The 13,189-nt window shown below is 38.2% G+C and carries 15 protein-coding genes and 1 pseudogene; 5 read left to right on the top strand and 11 right to left on the bottom strand.

Features of this window, described 5'->3' with window-relative positions; translation table 11 throughout:
* Nucleotides 1-6 precede the first annotated feature (6 nt).
* A pseudogene (locus F3G88_RS06950) lies at nucleotides 7-1,382 on the top strand (MBOAT family O-acyltransferase).
* Nucleotides 1,351-2,412, top strand: coding sequence for a hypothetical protein (locus tag F3G88_RS06945; protein ID WP_149715732.1), 1,062 nt, complete (start codon nucleotides 1,351-1,353; stop codon nucleotides 2,410-2,412). The pseudogene F3G88_RS06950 and the gene F3G88_RS06945 overlap by 32 nt, the downstream one beginning before the upstream one ends.
* A 4-nt stretch (nucleotides 2,413-2,416) precedes the next feature.
* Here F3G88_RS06945 and F3G88_RS06940 read toward each other — a convergent pair whose 3' ends face one another.
* From F3G88_RS06940 to F3G88_RS06910, 7 genes are read right to left on the bottom strand one after another with little or no spacing between them, the layout of a single operon-like run.
* Nucleotides 2,417-2,953 (bottom strand): hypothetical protein, encoded by a 537-nt coding sequence (locus tag F3G88_RS06940; protein WP_149715731.1) that lies wholly within the window; start codon nucleotides 2,951-2,953, stop codon nucleotides 2,417-2,419.
* Nucleotides 2,946-3,467 (bottom strand): PilN family protein, encoded by a 522-nt coding sequence (locus F3G88_RS06935; protein WP_103573631.1) that lies wholly within the window; start codon nucleotides 3,465-3,467, stop codon nucleotides 2,946-2,948. The genes F3G88_RS06940 and F3G88_RS06935 overlap by 8 nt, the downstream gene beginning before the upstream one ends.
* Complete coding sequence (locus F3G88_RS06930) at nucleotides 3,464-4,468, bottom strand: DUF8341 domain-containing protein (protein ID WP_149715730.1); 1,005 nt, start codon at nucleotides 4,466-4,468, stop codon at nucleotides 3,464-3,466. The genes F3G88_RS06935 and F3G88_RS06930 overlap by 4 nt, the downstream gene beginning before the upstream one ends.
* Before the next feature lie 60 nt (nucleotides 4,469-4,528).
* On the bottom strand, nucleotides 4,529-4,975 hold the full coding sequence (locus tag F3G88_RS06925) for a hypothetical protein (protein WP_149715729.1): 447 nt from the start codon (nucleotides 4,973-4,975) through the stop codon (nucleotides 4,529-4,531).
* Complete coding sequence (locus F3G88_RS06920) at nucleotides 4,965-5,744, bottom strand: lysophospholipid acyltransferase family protein (RefSeq protein ID WP_149715728.1); 780 nt, start codon at nucleotides 5,742-5,744, stop codon at nucleotides 4,965-4,967. Before F3G88_RS06920 ends, F3G88_RS06925 begins: the two co-directional genes overlap by 11 nt.
* The gene (miaB, locus tag F3G88_RS06915; RefSeq protein WP_149715727.1) at nucleotides 5,725-7,026 is read right to left on the bottom strand and encodes a tRNA (N6-isopentenyl adenosine(37)-C2)-methylthiotransferase MiaB; all 1,302 of its coding nucleotides are present in this window, start codon (nucleotides 7,024-7,026) and stop codon (nucleotides 5,725-5,727) included. Before miaB ends, F3G88_RS06920 begins: the two co-directional genes overlap by 20 nt.
* Nucleotides 7,026-7,268, bottom strand: coding sequence for an HP0268 family nuclease (locus F3G88_RS06910; RefSeq protein WP_002941786.1), 243 nt, complete (start codon nucleotides 7,266-7,268; stop codon nucleotides 7,026-7,028). The genes miaB and F3G88_RS06910 overlap by 1 nt, the downstream gene beginning before the upstream one ends.
* Before the next feature lie 172 nt (nucleotides 7,269-7,440).
* Here F3G88_RS06910 and nusA point away from each other — a divergent pair, with 172 nt between their 5' ends.
* Entirely contained in the window at nucleotides 7,441-8,544 is a 1,104-nt protein-coding gene (gene nusA / locus F3G88_RS06905; protein WP_012139939.1) for a transcription termination factor NusA, read from the top strand.
* Nucleotides 8,544-9,023: a GNAT family N-acetyltransferase gene (locus F3G88_RS06900; protein WP_149715726.1), complete on the top strand. Its 480-nt coding sequence runs from the start codon at nucleotides 8,544-8,546 to the stop codon at nucleotides 9,021-9,023. The genes nusA and F3G88_RS06900 overlap by 1 nt, the downstream gene beginning before the upstream one ends.
* A gap of 48 nt (nucleotides 9,024-9,071) precedes the next feature.
* Here the strand turns inward: F3G88_RS06900 and F3G88_RS06895 are convergent, their stop codons facing one another.
* Nucleotides 9,072-9,671 carry an outer membrane beta-barrel protein gene (locus F3G88_RS06895; RefSeq protein WP_149715725.1) on the bottom strand — a complete coding sequence of 200 codons (600 nt, stop codon included), beginning with the start codon at nucleotides 9,669-9,671 and terminating at the stop codon, nucleotides 9,072-9,074.
* Nucleotides 9,672-9,831: 160 nt separating this feature from the next.
* Here F3G88_RS06895 and F3G88_RS06890 point away from each other — a divergent pair, with 160 nt between their 5' ends.
* Nucleotides 9,832-10,044 (top strand): transcriptional regulator, encoded by a 213-nt coding sequence (locus F3G88_RS06890; RefSeq protein ID WP_002941953.1) that lies wholly within the window; start codon nucleotides 9,832-9,834, stop codon nucleotides 10,042-10,044.
* Nucleotides 10,045-10,186: 142 nt separating this feature from the next.
* Here F3G88_RS06890 and rho read toward each other — a convergent pair whose 3' ends face one another.
* The 3 genes from rho to F3G88_RS06875 form a co-directional block, all read right to left on the bottom strand.
* Nucleotides 10,187-11,530, bottom strand: coding sequence for a transcription termination factor Rho (rho, locus tag F3G88_RS06885; RefSeq protein WP_009294026.1), 1,344 nt, complete (start codon nucleotides 11,528-11,530; stop codon nucleotides 10,187-10,189).
* Between the two features lie 163 nt (nucleotides 11,531-11,693).
* On the bottom strand, nucleotides 11,694-12,779 hold the full coding sequence (locus F3G88_RS06880) for a pyridoxal-phosphate dependent enzyme (RefSeq protein WP_149715724.1): 1,086 nt from the start codon (nucleotides 12,777-12,779) through the stop codon (nucleotides 11,694-11,696).
* 11 nt (nucleotides 12,780-12,790) lie between these two features.
* Nucleotides 12,791-13,174, bottom strand: a complete 384-nt coding sequence (locus tag F3G88_RS06875; protein WP_107797235.1) for a RidA family protein — start codon at nucleotides 13,172-13,174, stop codon at nucleotides 12,791-12,793.
* Between the last annotated feature and the right edge of the window lie 15 nt (nucleotides 13,175-13,189).

The following is a 13,189-nucleotide window of genomic DNA, read 5'->3' as shown; positions in this document are numbered from 1 at the left end:
ATAGGCTTGCTTTTTAACTCATATGCCTTTATATTTGCATTTTTGCCGCTTGTATTTTTTGTATATTTTTTTCTAAACAAAAAGAGACTAAGCACTCTTGCAAAAGCTTTTTTGGTGAGTGCTAGTTTATTTTTTTATGCTTATTGGAGTGTTTATTATCTGCCGATTTTGTTAGGAAGTATTGTTTTTAACTTTTTTATTTCAAAATTTCTTGCAAAACATCAAAGTAAAGCTATCTTGGTTTTTAGTATAGTTTGCAACCTCGCTTTACTTGGATATTTTAAATATGCTGATTTTTTAATTTCAAATTTAAACGCTATAGCAAATACAAATTTGGGTCTACTTCATATCGCTTTGCCGCTTGCGCTTAGTTTTGTCACATTTCAACAAATAGCATATCTAGTCGATAGCTACAATAAACAGACAAAAGAAAATAGCTTTTTAAACTACTGCCTTTTTATAACATTTTTTCCACAGCTTATAGCTGGTCCGATAGTGCATCACAAAGAGATGATGCCACAGTTTGCAAATAAATTTAATCTTATAAAAAACTATAAATTTATAGCCCTTGGGCTTTTTGTTTTTAGCATGGGGCTATTTAAGAAGAGTGTGGTTGCAGATACTTTTTCTATTTTTGCAAATGCTGGATTTGATGTGGAGAGAAATTTGACTTTTTTGCAAGCATGGGCGACGTCACTTTCGTATACCTTTCAGCTTTATTTTGATTTTAGTGGTTATTGTGATATGGCAATAGGTCTTGCACTGCTTTTTAACATAAGACTTCCTATAAATTTTAACTCCCCGTATAAGGCTTTAAATATTCAGGATTTTTGGCATAGGTGGCACATTACACTATCACGTTTTTTAAGAGACTACATATATATCCCACTTGGAGGAAATAGGGGGGGCAGAGCCGTACCTATCTAAATTTGTTTTTAGTATTTTTGATAGGCGGTCTTTGGCATGGGGCTGCTTGGACATTTGTTGTTTGGGGTGCTTTACATGGTGTTGCTATTGTTATTCACAGATATTGGCAAAAGTTAAATTTTAAATTAAATAAAATCATTGCTTGGATCATCACCTTTAACTTTGTAAATTTTACATGGATATTTTTTAGGGCAAAAAGCTTTGAAGATGCCATGAAAGTGATCCGAGGGATGTTTTTTGGTGAGTTTAAAATAGACGTTAATTATCTTGAGATGTTTTTTATCGTTTTGACTTTTTTGGTTGTTTTGCTTTTTAAAAACTCTATGCAAATGGCATTTGATAAGAAATTTAAATTTACTATCTGGCAAATTTTTGCAACATCTTTCTTTTTATTTATATCAATTTTAGCAATTAGGCTTAACAATGCGAGCGAATTTTTATACTTTAGATTTTAAGAAAAAAATATTTCTATGCCTGTTTTTAGTGGCTTTTGCTATGGTTGGGCTTGATGTTGTGCTTTTTGTTTTTGCTGATATTAACACAAGTAAAACAAAATTTATTGATATAAAAACTTCAAAGGTTAAGCATTTTGAATTAAATAGTGTTGATAAAAATGATATAGTTTTTGTTGGAAGCAGTAGAACGTTTAATCATATTTCAACAAATATTTTTAAGGAAAATAATATTAGTGTTTATAATTTTGGCGTTTCTGGAAATTTTATAGGCGACTATCCTTTTATTGTAAATGCTATTAAAAAAGTTGGCGCAAAAGAAGTTGTTGTTAGTCTAAGAGTTAGCGATCTTTTTGAGGATTATATTGAGAGAGGTATCAAAATTTATACTACTGATGAGCTGATGGCAAATTTTGGCACAAATAAGATGGTGTTTTTAAAGACACTGCCAGATTATTTAGCAAGCTTGCATTTGTTTTTAAGATACTCCGAAGCTATCTACAATAGAGTAGTTGCTGCTTATGATAAATTTACACCAAAGACCGCGACTAATGCAAATGATTTTAGTGTAGAAAATTCTTTTAATGTTGAAGCAAATAGCGATTGCGAACTAATTAACACAAGTGAAGCAAATTCAAATTTTACAAAAAGCAAAAAAATTATTGTTGCAAAATGCAGCAATGGTGACAATATACTTTTTGCAAACACATTACCGAGAGTGAATTACGGAAAAGTACTTTATTTAAAAGAGCTAAATTTAAACACATTAAAATACATGCAAAATTATATAATAGATCCATTGGCTAAAAATGGTGTGAAAGTAGTTGTTTTATTTGAGCCAATATTTGATGGAACAAGACTTCAATATAACATAAACGAAATAACATCAGCCATCAAAAATGCCAAAGTCATTGATCTAACAAATATGAAATTTGATGATGATGAGATATCTGATTGGGAGCATTTAAACTATCTTGGCAGAAAAAGATATAGCGAGTTTTTGGTCAAACTTTATCTTACTGGTAAACTTTAAGTTCTTACTTCAACCCAAAAACTTTTATGTTAAAGGTTGTGTGGATCTTGTCGTTTTCGCCTTTCATAACGATAGGAAATTCGGCTTTTATGATGCTATTGTAGCTACTAAGCGCATCTAAAAAGTCATAAAATTTTTGTGGGGTTTTAAGCGAGCTAGTGACATTTAGGCGGTATCTAAAGAACTTTTCAGTTGCGTTATTCTCGCTTTCTTCTATCTTGCTAAGGCTCACTTCGCTAAAAAATTGCGATGCGAAATTTATAAATTTATCCTTATCAAAAGCTGTATCATAAGCCAAGATGATAGCGCCATCTTTTTGTCTTGTCGCTTCAAGTGCTTTAAATTTAGCTTCAAATTCATTTTTTACCTTCGTGTATGATGAGGTTTGCGAGTAGTTTTGTCTTGAGAGGCTTTTAAATTCTTTTATATTTGGCACGATAAAGCCAAATATCATAATGAAGCAAACTATGATAAAAGCAAATATAAAAAGTAAAAGCTTTACTGGGTCGATTTTTTCTAAGCTCGTATCTTTTTTACTCATTATATCCCTCAGAATTATCAATCTTATTTGTGCTTATAAAGCCGTACCAGCCGTTTTTGCTCTGATAAAAGCTAGTGTTTGACGTGGTAAAAATCGACCTTAGCGGCGAGGCTAAGAGCTGGTTAAAGACATCCTTTGTTGGTGTTATGCCACGGATGATGAGCGAGTTTTTATCCATAAAAACCTCTTCAAGCGTGATGCTATCAGGCACAAGGTCAAAAAGGTTGTGCAAGCTTTGCTTTAGGATAGAATTTGACGTAAAGATATCGTTTGCTGAGTCTATCTGCACGGCAAGTTTGGCTGAAATTTCATCCGTGGTGACTATCTTTTGACTAAGCTCTTTTTGCTCGTTTGTTAGAAATTCTATATTTTTCTTAGTTGAGTAGTTTTTATAAACGATGAAGAAATTTGCCACCAAAAGCACCACAAATACAAAGCCTATGAGCGTTAGCCAGAGCTTACTAAAGATAGATAGAAGCGGTCTTGGTTCTGGAGTGATGAAGCTAAATTTCATAGTGTTATCTCTTCTTGCATGATCTCATTCATGATGTGATTTGTGTTGATCGGATAGCTTGATGTCTCCACAAATAGCTCTGATTGCAGGTATTGTAAAAAGGTCGCGCTTGTCTTTGTGTTTTCAAAAACGATGACCTGCTCGATAAAATCACCGCCATAGATTGGATTTTCATAAAATTCTTTCATAGCCTTTGCAATGTAGTCAAACATCTTCATATCGCGCCCAAAGATCGCTACTGATTTCTCGACATTTGTCGAAGCTGGCATATTTAACTCATAGTTTAGATCTTCAAATTCTTTTGGCTTATCGTCGCTTAAGAAATCATCCAAACTCTTAAAATCATCAAGCGCCGTTGCGCCATCTTCTTCTTTGACGATGAGATTGTCGATGTCTGTTATATCCTCTTCTTTTAGGCTTTCGATCTCTTCGTTGCCCTCTTCAGCGTCGCTCATATTTAAAAATGTAGAGAGCTTCATCTGCTTGTCTTTAAATATCGCAAGTGCAAAAGAGTGCGAGTGGATGTAGAGATATAGCGTGGTTTTTGGTGAAATTCCACGCTTTAAAAGCTCGTGAAAGAGCAGGGCGATAGGCGAGTAGATAAGATCGACACTACCTTGTCCAAAGATGTTTTTATATCTTCTTATAGCGTTTAAATTTGCATATATGCTCCAGCTATCTTGCATCACAAGGCTGGTTAAATTTTGCGTGTTGATGTTAAATTTCTTGTATTCGTCAAAGTTAGCAGTAGGCAGCGCACCTTGTGAGTCGTCGTTAAAAAAGAGCGAAACATAGACGCCAAAATAGGTCTTTTCTTGCTCTTCTATGTATTTTAAAACTTTTTCATCGACACTATCGATGCTTATGTCTGTAAATTTAGCATTTATGGTTTTTATAAGCTTGCCATTTCTAAAAACCTGACCGTAAAAAACGCACTCATTGCCCTCGATCACGGCGCTTAAGAAAAGGTTTGAAAAAAGCTTTTTGATGCTAAAAGACATAACTCTCCTAAATTTAGTGCATTATTTTTGGTATGTTAGCTAAAAAGGGATTAAATAAGTTTAAAACAGCTCGTTTTTTAGTTTTGCAAACGCCTCTTTCATCTTCAGAGCTTCGCTTTTTAGTTCCTCATCAAGCAGCGCAGAATTTCTTAAGCTTTCAAAATCATCTATCATAACGTCACACATCATTTTGATGCGCTCTTTATCGGCCTTACTGACGCCACTTTGGCTCATTTTTTTGATGCGCTCAAGATACTCTTTGCCGTTTTTTATGTATGAGCTAAATTTCATAGCTGCCTTGCTTTGATTAAGCGTGGTGGCGGCCATTTTGTTGTAGGCATCAAGATCAAGGGCTTTTTGGCTTAAATTTATAGCCTTTTCATACTCTTTACTCTCGTAGTAAAATTTCGCTTCAAGAGCGAGCTTGTAGGAGTTGTCGCTGTAAAAAAAGAGTCCAAAGAAAGCTATTATAAAAATGGCTATAAAGATAGAAATTTTATTTTTCATAAATTTCGTCCAAAATTTCTCTTATCTCATCGCTTATTTGCGGATTTTTGTGAGCATATTTTTTCCACCAAATTTTTAAATTTGACCTAAAGTCCTCTTTGTTTTGTAGCACGCTCTTGCCGCCGTCATTTTGCGAGGCTTGCCAAAGCTCGTTTTGTATCTTCTCTTTTGCCTCTTTTTGTTCTAAATTTGCCACGCTAAAAGGAGCTGATAGGCTAAAATTTATAGTTGAAAATGGCTTTGGAAGTATCATCTTATCCCAGCTTTTAAACTCCCAAAACGAGTTTGCTTCGAAATTTAGAGCATAAATTTCGCAAGATGACTTTTGTGCGATCACCGCAGCTCCGTCTGCTACGCTGTGTCTTGGACCGCGTGGGCCATCTGGTGTGATGATGACGTCGTGGCCTTGTTTTATCTCTCTTAGGGCTTCTATGAGCGCCCTTGCACCGCCTTTTGAGCTGCTACCTCTAATGGTGCCGATGCCAAAAAATTTGATTATTCTGGTGATTAGCTCGCCATCTTTGTGGTCGCTTATTATCACCTTGCCTTGTTTTCTGTTTTGACTGCTCCACCAGCGTCTGTAAGCAAAGCTCATAAAGCTAAGTCTGCCGTGCCAAAAGACGACGACGCAGCCATTTTGTGGCAAGAAATTTGGAGTGTAGCTCTTTTTGCAGGTTAGAAAAATGAGCCACATCAAAATGTAGATGAAAAAGACGCCAACGCTCATAGCGAGCTTTTCAAGGGCGCTTTTAAATTTGCAGCTCGCCATACAAAACCATTCGTTTTGGGTTTGTGATCTTTACTTTTTGCGTAGTGCCAAGAAGCTCTTCGCTGCCATCAACTTGAACTAAAAAGTTGTTAAAACTTCGTCCAGCAACTCCGCCATTTGCCCTTAGCTCTTCAAAATACACATCAAAAATTTTATCTTTTTGCGCCGCCACGATCTCGTCTAAAATTTCGCTATGGCGATTTTGCAGGCGCGTTAGCCTTGCTGAAGCGGTTTTATCATCTATTTGATTTGTAAAAGTAGCTGCCTTTGTAAGCGGACGAGGCGAATACTTAAAGCTAAAAATTTGCTCAAACCTAACTTGCTCAAGCACGTCCATCGTATCTTCAAATTCGCTATCGCTCTCGCCCGGAAATGCGACGATGATATCAGTTGAGATGCTCACGTCCGGGCACATCTTTCTAAGTCTTAGCGCGCGGTCTAAAAACCACTCTTTTGTATATCCACGTTTCATTTCACGCAAAACTTTGGTGTTTCCGCTTTGAAGTGGCATGTGCATAGACTTGCAAATTTTTGGGTTATTAGTGAAAATTTCAAGAAATTTATCATCCATGTGAAGTGGGTGTGGGCTTGTAAATCTTATCCTCTCAACGCCATCTATCTCGCTTATCTTCACTAGCAGGTCGCTAAAATCGATATTTTCTTGCACGCCTGAAAATCTTTTGCCGTAATTATTGACATTTTGCCCTAGTAAAAATATCTCTTTTGCACCGCTTTTTGCGGCCTTTTCTACCTCTTTTAGGATGAGGCTTGAAGGGATAGAAATTTCATCGCCTCTGGTGTGTGGGACGATGCAGTAGGTGCATTTTTTATCGCAGCCGATCGAGATGTTGATGTGGCTTTTATATGGCGAGCCTCTAAATTCGCCAAATGCATATTCGCTCTCGTCGTGGTTGATGTCGGTTGAGATAAATTTAGGCGTATTTACCGCCTTTGTGATCTTGCTAACATTTCTTGCGCCAAGGACAAAATCAACATAAGGTGCGCGCTTAAAAATTTCACTACCCAAATGGCTTGCAGTGCAGCCGCAAACGCCTATCTTTGCACCTCTTTTTTTGGCTTTTTCAAAGGCTCCGACCTCGCTAAAGAGCTTATGAACCGGCTTTTCACGAACTGAGCAGGTATTTATAAGGATTAAATCAGCTTCTTCGATGTTTTGTGTTAAGGAGTAGTCTTCTTTTTGTGAGAGCTCGGCTATGATATGCTCGCTGTCACGAACATTCATAGCACAACCTAGAGTTTGGATAAAGAGTTTTTTACTCATTAAAGTATATGCACTTCATACATATAATCGCTATCATCAAGGCCGTATTTTACGGTTCTGTGATAAACGCTTAGCCCTTTTTCTTCAAAGTGCTCGACTAAGGCGATTAGTTGTTTGTGCGTGTTTTCTTTATCAAAATAGAAAATTTTCTGACCTTCTTTTTCGACAGCTGCCTCTATCTTTTCTAGTGAAATCGTTTTTGGTTTTGCGTCTAATTCGGCTCTTGCAAGTTTTAGCTCCATTTTTAATCCTTTCAAAATCTTAAATTTTAATCGGTCAATATACCCAAATCATCATAAAAAAAGGATTAAATAAAAGTTAATAACAAGCTTAAAGTTATTAAAAGTATGGCTTATGTATAATTTCAAAACTTCACGAAAAATCCCCGAAATTTATCGTCACAATGGAGAAAAAATGGAAAGAATTTCAGATATCATCGAGTCAATTGCAAATGAGAAAAATTTAGAGATAGAAGATGTAAAAGAGCGCGTCATAAGAGCCTTGATAAACACTGCAAAAAGGGTTTATGGCGAAAATTATGAATATGACGTGAGCATAGATGCAAATAAAAATTTAAAGCTTTATCAAAAAATTTCAATCGTAGCAAACGACGATGAGAGGCTTGCTGAAGACAATGAGCACTTTTTAAGCTTAAAAGAGGCTAAAAAGATAGATAGTGGCGTAGAGATCGGAGATGAGCTCACTTACGAGCTAAGCCTTGATAACCTTGGTAGAACAGCCGCTCAAACGCTTCACAAGGAGCTTGAGTATCACATCCAGCGCCTAGTTGAAGAGAAAATTTTACAAAAATATAATGAGATGAGCGGCCACATGGTATTTGGTCCGGTTGTTAGGGTTGATAACGACGAAAACACCTTTATCGAGATAGATGAGCTTCGTGCCATCTTGCCACGTAAAAACCGCATAAAAGGTGAGAAATTTAAAGTAGGCGATGTGGTAAAAGCGGTCATTAGAAAAGTTTTTACAGATAAAAATTTAGGCATAAAGGTCGAGCTTTCAAGGACTTCACCTAAATTTCTTGAGGCGCTGCTAACTTCAGAAGTGCCAGAGATAAAAGATGGTGGCATCATCATTCAAGGAAGTGCAAGGATACCTGGTGAAAGAGCTAAAGTAGCGCTCATCTCAACTACTCCAAATATCGATCCAGTCGGCGCAACTGTCGGCACAAAGGGCGTTAGGATAAATGCCGTAAGCAAAGAGCTTCACGGCGAGAGCATCGATGCGATCGAATACACCACCGAGCCAGCGATCTTGGTAGCTCGCGCTATGGCACCTGCGATCATCACATCTGTAAAGATCGAAGAAAACAAGGCGATCGTGACACTTGCGAGCGAGCAAAAGAGTAAGGCGATCGGCAAAAATGGCATAAATATCCGCCTTGCAAGCATGCTAACTGGCTATGAGATCGAGCTAAATGAGCTTGGCTCAAAAACTAGCAGTAGCGGCGAAAATGGCGAAATGGTTAAAGATCTAAAAGCTCTTTTTGGTGATAACTAATGAAATTTCAAATAAGAAAAGCGACTAGAGGCGATATAGACGCGATCTGTGAGCTTGTAAGAGAGCTTGCGAGCTATGAAAAGATGAGCGATCAAGTCACTTTTACAAATGAAATTTTCGCAGACTCCATCTTTAATAAAAATCACGCAAAAGCCCTAGTCTGCGAGAGTGAGGGCAGGGCTATTGGTTACGCTATCTATTTTTACACGTTTTCTACATTTTTAGGGCTTGGCGGGATCTATCTTGAGGACATCTATGTCAAAAAAGAGTTTAGAAATCAAGGCATCGGCAAGGCATTTTTTAAATTTCTAGCTCAAATTTGCAAGGATGAAAATTTAAAAAGGCTTGAGTGGTGCTGCCTAAACTGGAATGAGTCAAGTATCAAATTTTATGAAAGCATGGGCGCTAAAAATCAATCTCTTGAGTGGAGAACCTACCGCTTAGACGGCGAAAATTTAGAAAAACTGGTAAATTTATAGTTTCTAGTAAAAGCTCAAATTTGCTTTGAAATTTGAGCTTGCAAATTATTAAAATTTATATGTATATCCCATATAAAGACCGAGGTTTGTCTCTTTAATATCGACTAAATTAAATTTATTGATCTTACCATAGTCGGTTCTATCAGCTTTTAAACCAAACTCAACCGCATTATTTTCATTGATAGAGTATTCTGCACCGACTTTTGCACCTAGTATCCAGCCAGTTGCGTTGCCTTTTTCAGAACCATCATATATGTCAAACACATCCAATTTAAGTTTTGAAAAACCAGTGTAGCCACCAAGAATTAGTTTAAGATCTTTTGCTACGCTCGGAGTATAGTCGGCTCCAACTATAAATTTATGTGTATTCCATTTTACTATTGTGCCATCTTCATTGCCAAGTGACTTTTTGGCTTGAAAGTCGTAAATATAAGCTCCATAAACTCTAGCTACCTCAAAGTCATAACCAGCTTTTATGCCAAGACCTGGTTGTGCTTTTTTAGCTTTTGATTTGCCATTGTCGCTTTTTGCTGTTAAATTTGAATTAAAAGAATAGTCTCCTTCAACTCCAACAAAGGCTCCTTGCGCTAAAGCAACGGCACTAGCTAGGCTTAAACCCAAAGCAACTTTTAAAACTACATTTTTCATTTTTACTCCTTATTTAAAAAATGTTACGTGGCTATTTTAAATTTTCTTATATTAAATAAAGTTTAAATATTCAATTAAATTAATAAAAAATATAAAATAATTCAATTGTTTTCTTATCAGAATAAAATTTATAAAATCACTCAAAAAGAAGGAGTGTAAAGTGGCTAAGATGACAAAACGTGATATGGCTTATCATTTGGACGTTGATGTCGCAACGCTTTACAACTGGCGAAAACACAAGCCCAACCTTTATCGTATCGTGATGCTTGGATTTAAATTTGATGAGCTTATCGAGCAGAGCAAGAAAACTTGCAACGAGCTTTGCGAATATGAAAATTTAATCAATCAAGATATAGAAAAATTTAGTAAATAATCGTTTAAAAATCGTAATCTCTTTTATAGTTGCAAGTGCTTGAAAATTTAAAATTTCTAAGATATTTTTGGCTAGAAAAGCTAGAGTTTATATTTTAAGTGGAAAATTGAGCTCAAAGCAAGCGCTTCAAGCTCAGTTAAATTTACTCGTTTAGGATAGAGAGAAGCTCTTTGTTGTCTTTTGTTTTTAGCATCTTTGCGTATAAGAATTTAAGCGCTTCGACGTCGTCCATTGTCGCGATCGCAGAGCGGATAGCCCAAATTTTTTGAAGCTCATCAGGTTTTTGAAGTAGCTCTTCTTTTCTGGTGCCTGATTTTAGTACGTTGATAGCTGGGTAAATTCTGCGGTCTGAGATGTTGCGGTCAAGCACGATCTCGCTGTTTCCAGTGCCTTTAAACTCTTCAAATATCACTTCATCCATGCGTGAGCCAGTGTCGATAAGTGCTGTTGCGATGATGGTTAGAGAGCCGCCGTGCTCTATGTTTCTAGCTGCACCAAAGAAGCGTTTTGGCTTATGAAGTGCGTTTGCGTCCACGCCGCCTGTTAGCACCTTACCGCTTGGCGGGGTCACTGTGTTGTAGGCGCGTGCTAGACGGGTTATGCTATCAAGCAAGATGATGACGTCTTTGCCCATCTCAACTAGACGTTTTGCCTTTTCGATGACTAGCTCTGCTACGCGGACGTGGTTAAGCGCTGGTAGGTCAAATGTCGAGCTAAATACCTCGCCTTTTACGCAGCGCTGCATGTCTGTAACTTCTTCTGGTCTCTCATCTACTAGAAGCACCATGAGCTGGGCTTCTGGGTGGTTTTTAGCGATGCCGTGAGCTAGCTCTTTCATAAGCTCAGTTTTACCACTTCTTGGAGGTGCGACGATGAGGCCACGCTGACCCTTGCCAATAGGCGTGAAAAGGTCAAGCACACGGCCCGTTAGCTTCATCGGATCATACTCTAAATTTAGCTTTTCAGTTGGGAAAAGTGGGGTTAGGTTGTCAAATAATGGCCTCTCCTTTGCGTCTGCTAAAGGCATGTAGTTTACCGCTTCGATCTTTAAAAGGGCGTAGTATTTTTCTTGATCTTTTGGCTCTCTTACTTGGCCGGTGATGATGTCGCCCACACGAAGTGCAAATTTGCGGATCTGAGAGTTTGAAACATAAGCGTCGTTTGAGCTGTCGCTTAAATTTGCATCAACAGCCCTTAAAAAGCCGTAGCCCTCGTTTGTGATCTCTAAAATTCCAGTAAATAGTATAAAGCCGCCTTGTTTTGTCTGGGTTTTTAGTATCTCAAATATCAAATCCTGTCTACGAAATTCACGTGGATTTTCGACGCCAACGCCATTTGCGATCTGCACTAACTCATCTAAGCTAAGTGTTCTTAGCTCTTCGATCTTGTGTCCGTCGACTGGTACGTGGGTTCTTGATGCTTGATGTTTTTTTGTAGTTTTTGCGCTTTGAGCAGCACTTTGCTCGGTTTGGTTGTTGTTTTCCATTTTTCCTCTTTAAATGCGGGGATAAGATTGTAGAATTCTGGGCTTCAAAAGTTTTTTGAAAGTTTTGGCATTTTATAAAAATAAAACTTTGTTGTCAAGAAACGCCACAACCAAAGTCGCTAAAATAGGCAAATTTGCAGGCAAAATGACCTGCAAATTTAAATCAGTGCTCGCTTTTTAGACCAGCGCCACACATCGAGATGATGCTTTTGCCCTCTATCTTGTGCGATTTTGCGTAGCTTGCATAGGCGGCGTAGATGGCTGCTGTGGTGTGCTCGACGTAAAAGCCACGGCTTGCTAGGAAATTTCTAGCTGGCTCAATATCCTCTTCTTTTATCGTGATCACCTCGCGCTCTCCTGCATAGTGGCTAGCTAATATCTCAGCGCCACGAGCAGGTTTAGCTATCGCTATGCCCTCAGCCAAAGTCGGCTCTGACTTGATCTTGATAGGCTCGCTTGTTGCCCCTAGAAACGGCGCACATTTTTCACTTTGGACTATAAAAATTTTAGGTAGCTTTTTGATCACTCCAGCCTCAAAAAGTTCTTTTAAAGCGATCTCGCAGCCTATTAGCAAGGTGCCGTTGCCAACTGGCAAAAAGAGATTTTCAGGGACAAAGCCAAGCTGCTCGTAAATTTCATATATATATGTTTTGGTGCCTTGGTAAAAAAGCGGGTTAAATACGTGGTTTGCGTAAAATATGCCCTCATCTTTTGCCCTTTTTCTGCAAGCATCTGCCGTCTCGTCGCGCGTGCCGTTAAAGACAACCGCCTTTGCGCCGTAGTACTCAAGCATCTTTATCTTTTTTTTGCTCGTGCCTTTTGGGACGTAAATTTCACACTCTATGCCAGCTCTAGCAGCGTATGCGGCGACCGAATTTCCAGCGTTTCCGCTGCTATCTTGCAAGATCTTTTTGATGCCATGAGTTTTGCAAAACCAAATAAGCATCACAGCACCTCTATCCTTAAAAGAGAGCGTTGGCATCGCATAGTCCATTTTAAGATAGAGTGCGTCATCAAATTTCACGCTTTTTGTTAGCCCTTCGCCAAGGCTGATGTCACGCCAAAGCTCGTTTTTGATAGGGAAAAACTCTTTGTATCTAAATAAGCTAAACTCGCGCTGATCGATCAAATTTAGATCAAATTTGGCTGCTTTAAACTCTAGATCATAAAGCCCACCGCACTCGCACGCAAATATAGGCGTCTCAAAATCTGCGCTCTTGCCGCACTTTGAGCAGATAAATTTAGGCATTTTTGCTCCTTTTAAATTTTTCTATCGAGTATCGCTGTGGCTTCGATCTCTAGCAGGCAGCCAAAGTGAAGTTTGTTTGTAGGTACTACGACGCGAGCTGGCTTGTGATCTCCAAAAAATAGCGCATACTCGTCGTCTATCTCGTCCCAAAAGTCGATATCTGGCGTATAGACGCGGCACATCAAGATGTCGTTTCTTGTCGCATTTGCCAGCTTTAGCACGTTATCAAGGTTTTTTAAAGCCTGCCTTGTTTGAGCCTTTAGTCCTTCTGGAATTTGCCTGGTCTCTGGGTCCATGCTAAGCTGTCCTGAGATGTAGAGGATGCCGTTGTGCTCGGTTGCTAAAGAGTAGTGAGCCTTTTTCTTTTTTGAAATTTCAGTCTCGTAAATTTTCATATTTTCTCCTTAAAA

It is taken from the genome of Campylobacter concisus, from assembly GCF_902460675.1.
Lineage (GTDB): Bacteria > Campylobacterota > Campylobacteria > Campylobacterales > Campylobacteraceae > Campylobacter_A > Campylobacter_A concisus_AJ.
Note: the sequence above shows the minus strand (reverse complement) of the source record. Positions and strands in the feature narration are given on the sequence as shown.

Bases quoted from the DNA above. Each gene is read 5' to 3' on its own strand.
- F3G88_RS06945 (WP_149715732.1), top strand. From the start codon at position 1,351: ATGCGAGCGAATTTTTATACTTTAGATTTTAAGAAAAAAATATTTCTA.
- F3G88_RS06940 (WP_149715731.1), bottom strand. From the start codon at position 2,953: ATGAGTAAAAAAGATACGAGCTTAGAAAAAATCGACCCAGTAAAGCTT.
- F3G88_RS06935 (WP_103573631.1), bottom strand. From the start codon at position 3,467: ATGAAATTTAGCTTCATCACTCCAGAACCAAGACCGCTTCTATCTATC.
- F3G88_RS06930 (WP_149715730.1), bottom strand. From the start codon at position 4,468: ATGTCTTTTAGCATCAAAAAGCTTTTTTCAAACCTTTTCTTAAGCGCC.
- F3G88_RS06925 (WP_149715729.1), bottom strand. From the start codon at position 4,975: ATGAAAAATAAAATTTCTATCTTTATAGCCATTTTTATAATAGCTTTC.
- F3G88_RS06920 (WP_149715728.1), bottom strand. From the start codon at position 5,744: ATGGCGAGCTGCAAATTTAAAAGCGCCCTTGAAAAGCTCGCTATGAGC.
- miaB (WP_149715727.1), bottom strand. From the start codon at position 7,026: ATGAGTAAAAAACTCTTTATCCAAACTCTAGGTTGTGCTATGAATGTT.
- F3G88_RS06910 (WP_002941786.1), bottom strand. From the start codon at position 7,268: ATGGAGCTAAAACTTGCAAGAGCCGAATTAGACGCAAAACCAAAAACG.
- nusA (WP_012139939.1), top strand. From the start codon at position 7,441: ATGGAAAGAATTTCAGATATCATCGAGTCAATTGCAAATGAGAAAAAT.
- F3G88_RS06900 (WP_149715726.1), top strand. From the start codon at position 8,544: ATGAAATTTCAAATAAGAAAAGCGACTAGAGGCGATATAGACGCGATC.
- F3G88_RS06895 (WP_149715725.1), bottom strand. From the start codon at position 9,671: ATGAAAAATGTAGTTTTAAAAGTTGCTTTGGGTTTAAGCCTAGCTAGT.
- rho (WP_009294026.1), bottom strand. From the start codon at position 11,530: ATGGAAAACAACAACCAAACCGAGCAAAGTGCTGCTCAAAGCGCAAAA.
- F3G88_RS06880 (WP_149715724.1), bottom strand. From the start codon at position 12,779: ATGCCTAAATTTATCTGCTCAAAGTGCGGCAAGAGCGCAGATTTTGAG.
- F3G88_RS06875 (WP_107797235.1), bottom strand. From the start codon at position 13,174: ATGAAAATTTACGAGACTGAAATTTCAAAAAAGAAAAAGGCTCACTAC.